Annotated in this window: 4 protein-coding genes and 1 pseudogene; 3 read left to right on the forward strand and 2 right to left on the reverse strand. The window is 31.9% G+C overall.

The window, feature by feature from the left end:
- Window positions 1-17: 17 nt before the first annotated feature.
- Window positions 18-392, reverse strand: a complete 375-nt coding sequence (locus B3E00_RS04495; RefSeq protein WP_293937172.1) for a hypothetical protein — start codon at window positions 390-392, stop codon at window positions 18-20.
- Window positions 393-1337: 945 nt separating this feature from the next.
- Between B3E00_RS04495 and B3E00_RS04500 the strand changes: the two genes are divergently transcribed.
- The 3 genes from B3E00_RS04500 (at window position 1338) to B3E00_RS04510 (ending at window position 7226) form a co-directional block, all read left to right on the forward strand.
- Window positions 1338-1940, forward strand: coding sequence for a hypothetical protein (locus tag B3E00_RS04500; protein ID WP_293937175.1), 603 nt, complete (start codon window positions 1338-1340; stop codon window positions 1938-1940).
- A 311-nt stretch (window positions 1941-2251) separates the two neighbouring features.
- Entirely contained in the window at window positions 2252-2659 is a 408-nt protein-coding gene (locus B3E00_RS04505; RefSeq protein ID WP_293937177.1) for a GNAT family N-acetyltransferase, read from the forward strand.
- A gap of 820 nt (window positions 2660-3479) precedes the next feature.
- Complete coding sequence (locus tag B3E00_RS04510) at window positions 3480-7226, forward strand: NACHT domain-containing protein (RefSeq protein ID WP_293937179.1); 3747 nt, start codon at window positions 3480-3482, stop codon at window positions 7224-7226.
- Between the two features lie 49 nt (window positions 7227-7275).
- On the opposite strand, the pseudogene B3E00_RS04515 reads toward B3E00_RS04510, so the two are convergent.
- Window positions 7276-7416, reverse strand: a pseudogene (locus tag B3E00_RS04515) (integrase core domain-containing protein); the annotation flags it as partial.
- Window positions 7417-7437: the final 21 nt, after the last annotated feature.

Consider the following 7437-nt stretch of genomic DNA (forward strand, 5'->3'; position numbering starts at 1 on the left):
TGCTTATGGGTTAGGTATTATTCTGCAATTCGGTTAAAAAAATTGTGGATCCTTTGCTTGGCTTCCAGATCGGCCGTAATGACGTCGGTAGGTTCAGCAAAGGTGAATGGCACCGCATCGATACCGATCTTGCGGAAGTGCATCAGGAAATAAGCCATCAGCACACGGCACAGTTTCATCAAAACGGTATGCATCTGCTTTACGTCGGCAGCATCTTGCTGTGCGATGCCCTTTCTGTAGTTTTCAAAGAGTGTCCACAGGGTTTCCTGACAGTCGGTGATAGTATGTTGGGACCAGAACTCCCGAATGGTATGTAATGGATCGTATCCATTGTCGTATATTTCATAACATGCTAGCTCAAAGGGTAGCAGATTGTTTGCGTGTTGGTTCATAATTTAGTTTCATCGAGTACGACAAACCTTTGGATGCTCGCTCAGCTAAAGGCATAGCTTTCCCCTTCGTGATTTTTTCACGTTCAAAAGGCTTGTCATTGCACAGGTCAAATGCGACCTATGCGAAATGGACAAATAATATTAAAAGTCCGAAAAGCGCCGAGATACAATTTCAAGGCATAAATAGGGTTCATTATGGCGCTCCCTGCCGGAAAGAAGTAAATACCGACCTAACACAATATTGGATCGCAATAAAAACTACGGATAAAAAGTTTGGACTCAATGAAAAATTGCTTAATTTTAACGTGCAAATATTAAATCAAGCTGTATCATTGGCCAATATTACCTTTTAATGCAATTATATTGATAAATAGGTCGGTGACAGGCGTATGAAGAGGGAAAATAAACTGAACTGGGTTCAGCTGTCTTTTCGTTTACAGGAAAGTCAAGACCTGCCTTTTTTAATGCTCTTTACAGCCTGCTTTATCTGGTGCAACCTATTCAGGTGCGCGAAATATGTTCTTTAAAAGTGATTTGCGGGAATACCTCGCCATCTGATCTCTGATCAAATGCGGGTAATGGGTGGTGTTTTTTGTGTTCGTTCTCATAATCGTTTTTGGTTTTTTATGTGAACGATGTTCCTATTAAGATAAGTGTGACCTATAATAAATAAGGTGGCCTCACAACTCCAGAGCCAAGGGGACCAACCCTCCTATAAATTACTTTATAGTTACCATCTGAAGTCAACGTGAGAACCACCCTATAACTTATGTAAAGGTATAAAACTTTTTTAAGCATAGGGCGATTTCACGGTCTCCTCACTGGTAATTTGGTCTTTTTGGCATGAGAAAACATCGTCAATCAAGGCAATATAGCCATGAATTTCAATCGCTAAACAAAGATAAACAATTAAATAGAGTTTACAAAATATTATAATCTATATTTATGGGTATTGAGGAGAAATATAAAATTGAATTTGGGAAACAAGTAACCAAGTACTTAAAAAAATCAGGTTTGGACATTAATGATTTCACTAAACTAATCAAATCCAATAAAGATAATGTGAATGATATTTTAAAAGGAAAAGTTGGTCTTACGATTGGCAAAATGATAACCATTGCAAATCTCTTTGGGCAAGTGTATTATAATTTTGCAAATCCAAGCTATCCGATTCCTGATAAAGATGAACTCATAAGAAATATAAAAGAAGTATTAATAAGGAGAAAATCCATAGGAAAAAAGAGTATAGATAAAGATAGACTTTTAGCAAATGAGCTCGATCGTCTTATCTCGGAAGGTGGTTTAAATAAGCCTTGTACAGCAAAATATCTCCATTCAAAAATGGACGAGAAACTCTCGGAGAAGCAATCAACCGAAATTACCAATCTTCTAAGCAAATCCCCCCGCAACAAAATAATTGTTTCGCTTTTCGAAAAAACTTCGCCAAAGATCTTTGTACATAAGGATCATGCCGCAAAGTATGAAAAGATGTCGAAGGAAGAGATATTGGGATTGATAAATAATAGGGAGGAGAAAAAAGAAAAATAATAACACGTTTTAATAACACAAAAATTACTACTTTAAAAATCAGTATTCAATTTCTAATCAGATAAACAGATGAAAAAAATAATAACTATATGCACGATTATCGTGCTAAGCCTATCTTTCCAGAATTTAAGTGCTCGGATAAAATATCCAGGAAAAAGACACACTACTAGCCATGGCGGCACTTATAAAAGTGGTAAAGGTAGCTCTCATAAAGGCGGAACATATAAAAACGCTAAAACAGGTAATCGATACGGTAGACATAGATAAGACTATCATCAACTAAATCCTAATTTAAACCATTAGAATAAAATATGAAGATTGATCTTAAAACCAATAAAAATTTAACCGTAAATGAGGTTCTAACCCTATATCAGGCCAATAAATGGAGTGCAGCCAATAAGCCAGAACTACTGTTGAAAGCACTATTGAATTCTCATTCCTTGGTTACAGCATGGGATGGTCCAAAATTAGTAGGCCTAGGGAATGCCATTTCTGACGGTTATCTCGTAGTATATTATCCTCATCTACTCGTACTACCCTCCTATCAAAGTAAGGGGATTGGTCGTTTGATTATGGATAAAATGCAAAAGATCTATAAGGGTTTTCATATGCAAATGCTTACGGCCGATGGAGAAGCTATAGACTTTTATAAAAAGAATGGCTTCGAAAGAGCTGGTCAAACGGAGCCGATGTGGATCTATTCTGGTGGCGATCATTAAAATGGAGGAAATCACAAAGTTCGAGCAAATATTGTCAGCAATAATGGCATGATACAAACATTACAAATATCATATAATGATTCCTTGTTAAATTCTACTTCACAAATTAAAAGGAATTGGATTTACTATTTTTTTTATGGGCAAACTAGCAGAATATAAGAGATTAAAAAAAACTTCAACGTGTGGATTATTGGTGGGTAGAAATTGACGATATAAATAATTCAATTACAAGGAAGATTCCCTTTGACGTGTTTAAATCTTCAATAAGGGATTAAGTGGCGCAGAATTAAATTTAAGCTCTATTCAAGCCGTAAAGGACATAGATAGGGAGTTGTGTAACGATATGTTGAGTATATAGAACAATTTCAATTTTAGCAAACTTGAGCAAATGATTTCCAAATACTTGGAAAACTGGAAAAGCATTGACAAATTTAATCCATCCGTGTTTCCTTCAATAATAATTGACTTAAAATATCCCAAAGATATATTTGAGTTGGAAATGATTGAAGAATTAGTAGACCAAGTTGATTTCATTGGGTAAGAATGGTCTGAATCAGAAAGATTTATTGATTCGAAAGGAAATATGTATAGCATCGAATACTTAAATTTTGGACATCCAGTTGGTGTTGTGTTACCAAGGAAAATTGATGGAACTATAAAGAACGAAGAACTAATCCTTTTAATAGAGAATAACAAACTTAACTTTAAAATTATTGATAAAATTACTGCCGACGGAGAGTGGATTGGCGAAACTTCTCGTATATTAGTTTCACTAACAAAGTAAGCTATATTTATAAAAAACAACCAATAACATAAAACTATGGATTATTTATACGAAAATTTAGGAGATGAAAGATTTCAAGAATTTTGCAGTTGCCTTATTAGTAAGGAATTTCCAAATATTCAAGTATTTCCAGTTGGTCAACCTGATGGTGGTCGAGATTCACTTGTATATACAATGCATTCGAACAAAAAAGAATTCATCGTTTTTCAAGTTAAGTTCGTAAGAAATGCAATGCAAGAAAAAGATATTCATAGATGGTTTAATGACACAATAAGTGGTGAAGTTGATAAAATAAATAAGCTAATTCCAAAAGGAGCTAAAAAATATTATTTATTAACAAATGTAAAAGGCACTGCACATCTAGAGAGTGGAGCAATAGATAAATTAAACAAAATCCTTGAGGAAAAAATTAGTATTCCTTCTATTTGTTGGTGGAGAGAAGATTTATCAACACTTTTCGAAAAAGATCCACTGTTTAAATGGTCTTTTCCTCAAATATTAAATGGTCAAGATATACTAAATTTAGTACTATTTGATAACATTAAAGACAGTAAAACAAGAAGAGAAAATGTAATTAGAGCTTATTTGGTCGATCAATATGAAATTGATAATGAAGTAAAGTTTAAACAAATTGATTTACAAAATCGCTTATTAGAATTATTTACTGATGTTCCAATTAGAACAAAAAAAATAAATAAGAAAAATAAGTCCTTAAGGCACTCTTTAAATTTATTAGGTCAGAACTATTTAAATGATGAATACTTATTAATCGACGATATTAACAATAATAATAGTTGGTGCGCAGCAGAATTCATACTACATCCAAAAGTTCAAAGTGAAATTGACAAGCTTTTATTAGAAGGAGGTCCTGGACAAGGAAAATCTACTATATCGCAATTTATCTGTCAAGTACATCGTATCCGGTTGTTAGAGAAAAAGAATGATATAGATTTACTAAAAAAAAATATTAACGATACTCCGATTAGATTACCATTTAAAATAGATCTAAGAGATATTGCATCTTGGATTGAGAAAAAAAATCCTTATCAAGGAATTATTACGGATGAATATTTTGAAAGCAATTGGCAAAAATCATTAGAATCATTTATAATTGCACATATATTTTACCATTCAAAGCAGAGTGATTTTAGTACGAACGATTTTCTTGAAATATCAAAATTGAGCCCTATTTTATTCGTATTTGATGGCTTTGACGAAATAGCGAATATAAAATTACGTGGAGATGTAATTGAATTTATAAATAGCGGTATCACTAGACTCGCAGCAAACTCAAAAGCAATTCAAGTAATCATTACTAGCAGACCTGCTGCATTTTCAGATTCTGTAGGATTTTCAATTGATAATTACCCTCATTTTGAACTAACTGATATAACACCTCAAATAATAAACGAATATGTCGAAAAATGGATAAAGTCAAGCAAGTTAGGAATTAGAGATGCTAATGAAATAAAAAAGTTGATCAATGAAAAGTTGGAAATGCCTCACTTAAAAGACTTAGCAAAAAGCCCAATGCAATTGGCTATTTTCATCAGTTTATTGAGAACTAAGGGACAGTCTTTACCAAACAAAAGAACCGCTTTATATGATAGCTATATTGACCTATTTTTTGACAGAGAATCGGAAAAGAATGAATTGATAAGAGATAAAAGAGATTTAATAATTGATATACATCAATATTTAGCATGGATATTACATTCTGAAGCCGAAATGTTAAAGAACAATGGAAGTATTAGAATTGAAAAATTAAATCTCCTTTTAAAGGATTATCTAAATGATGAAGGTCATAACACAGAAATAGCCGACCAATTATTTGATGTGATGAAGGAGAGAGTATGTGCATTAGTTTCAAGAGTTCAGGGTACTTTTGAGTTTGAAGTTCAACCATTACGAGAATATTTTTGTGCTAAATACTTGTACCAATCTGCTCCACATTCCTCGGCTGGCGCAGTAAAAAATGGTACTAAACCAGAAAGATTTCAAGCTATTTTAAGAAATTTCTATTGGCAAAATGTTGTTCGTTTTTTTGCTGGCTGCGCTGATGCTGGTGAGTTAGATATGCTAATACAAGAGTTGAAAGACTTACAAAACGATGATATTCTTCAATATACGAATTATCCAAGAATTATTACTTCTCAAATATTATCAGATTACGTTTTCACACAAAAACCAAAAAAATTAAGTGAAGTAGTTAAAATAATTGTGGATGGCATTAATATAGGAAATATTATCAACCAAAATAATCGATCAAACGAGCCATTACTCCTACCAAATGAATGCGGTAGGAAGGAAATAGTTTTAGAATGCTTTAATCAACTTAAATTATTTCCAAAGAACGATTATACAACTGAGTTAATTTCAATTCTAAAAAACAATCCATCCGAAAATTTAGAAATATGGACTGAACTATCGAAATCATTTAGCGATGAAAAGTTAACTAAGTGGTTGGAATATGGATACAAGATTGGTGTTATTTATAAGATTGGAGAAAAGCAATTGATAGATATATTGGAAGAAGGAAATGAGATTGAGAATAAAAAAAGATTACAGATAATTATTAATGGTAATCGGACAGAAATATTAAATAAGAATTTAAAATATAAGGAAATTGTCCTCAATTCCGTATTCAATCTTGAAATAAGTGCAATTATGAGCACTAGTAAAATGGATAGCTTAAATTTTATCTCGTTAGTCTTGCATCCTTATATTTTATCAAGAATTTCAAGAATTGACGAAAATAATGAAACATTTATAAATCATTTTATGCGTTACATACGAAACAGGCGATATAATGATAAATCATTTAATTTGATAACAGATTTTGAAATTTTGGACGAAATTGATATAAAAATTGAAAATTTCAAAAATTCAATATCTTCATTGTTTGAAACACCTTTAAGTGAATTCAAATCAAATATTGATTTATGGGAAACTCTTATTGAAAATATAAGAAAGGAGTTTAAAAATAGTAGAATCTCTTATATTGCTGCAGTTATTGCTGCAGGTATTAAATCAAACGATAAAATTCCATATATATACAGAGAGTTAACTAACGAATCTCTGTCATTATGTAAAAGAGTTAGATATGCAAGGCTTAAGTCTGGAAATTTAAAATTCTGGAGAGAACAACTCTCTAATAGTTATGAAATTAATTTTAAACTTCTAGTTTTTTTTAATTGGGCGACAGCCAAAACAATTATAGACTTGTTACCTGTTGTTACTAACATTATAGATGAATTGAACCCAGTCGATTATAAAAATTTGGTAAACGACATGTCCAAGATCTTATATTTAACTCATTTTAATAAACAACAACAACAAGACTTGGAAACACTATTAAGATCAGAAAATATATCAGATGAAGTTAAGTATGTTTTAAGTTACAGATTTGACAATAACAAAGAAAAATTTATTTACAATAATATTAAAAAAAACACAGGTGTTTTCCTTAACACAGTTGAAATAAAGTTTAAATACTTAGTAAATAAATTTTTAGCAAATCCGAAGGATGAGGAATTACTAGATAAAATTAAAGAAATGTATCAGAATATTTATTTATATGATGAAAGACATTATTATGAATATCAAAATAATGAAATTATCAAAATTCCCATAAAAATTGCTAATAAAATAATGAGTAACTGTAAGGATTATCCGAGGATAATTAGTTCCTTAGCAGAAAAAACATGTAGACAATATGCCAATGAACACCTAAATGCAATTGGAGAAATAGCCAACAGAGACAAATGGTTTGAAAACAACTAAGACAACTGCCCTCTACCCAAAAAAGATAGACTTACCTATTTTTGGTAAGTCTGAAAGTTCTATTGAATCTTTCGATAAGACTGTTTTGAGTCGGTTTCCCTGGTTGAATGAAGTGCCATTCAATGCCATTTTGAGAACACCATTCCTGTAATACCTCCGCTAGAAATTCAGGACCGTTGTCCGATCGTATTGTAATCTTACCCTAACTAGC

This window comes from Sphingobacterium sp. UBA5996, from assembly GCF_002429765.1.
Classification (GTDB): Bacteria; Bacteroidota; Bacteroidia; order Sphingobacteriales; family Sphingobacteriaceae; genus Sphingobacterium.

Excerpts from the sequence above, each read along its gene's own strand:
- B3E00_RS04495 (WP_293937172.1), bottom strand. The coding sequence starts at position 392 with ATGAACCAACACGCAAACAATCTGCTACCCTTTGAGCTAGCATGTTAT.
- B3E00_RS04500 (WP_293937175.1), top strand. The coding sequence starts at position 1,338 with ATGGGTATTGAGGAGAAATATAAAATTGAATTTGGGAAACAAGTAACC.
- B3E00_RS04505 (WP_293937177.1), top strand. The coding sequence starts at position 2,252 with ATGAAGATTGATCTTAAAACCAATAAAAATTTAACCGTAAATGAGGTT.
- B3E00_RS04510 (WP_293937179.1), top strand. The coding sequence starts at position 3,480 with ATGGATTATTTATACGAAAATTTAGGAGATGAAAGATTTCAAGAATTT.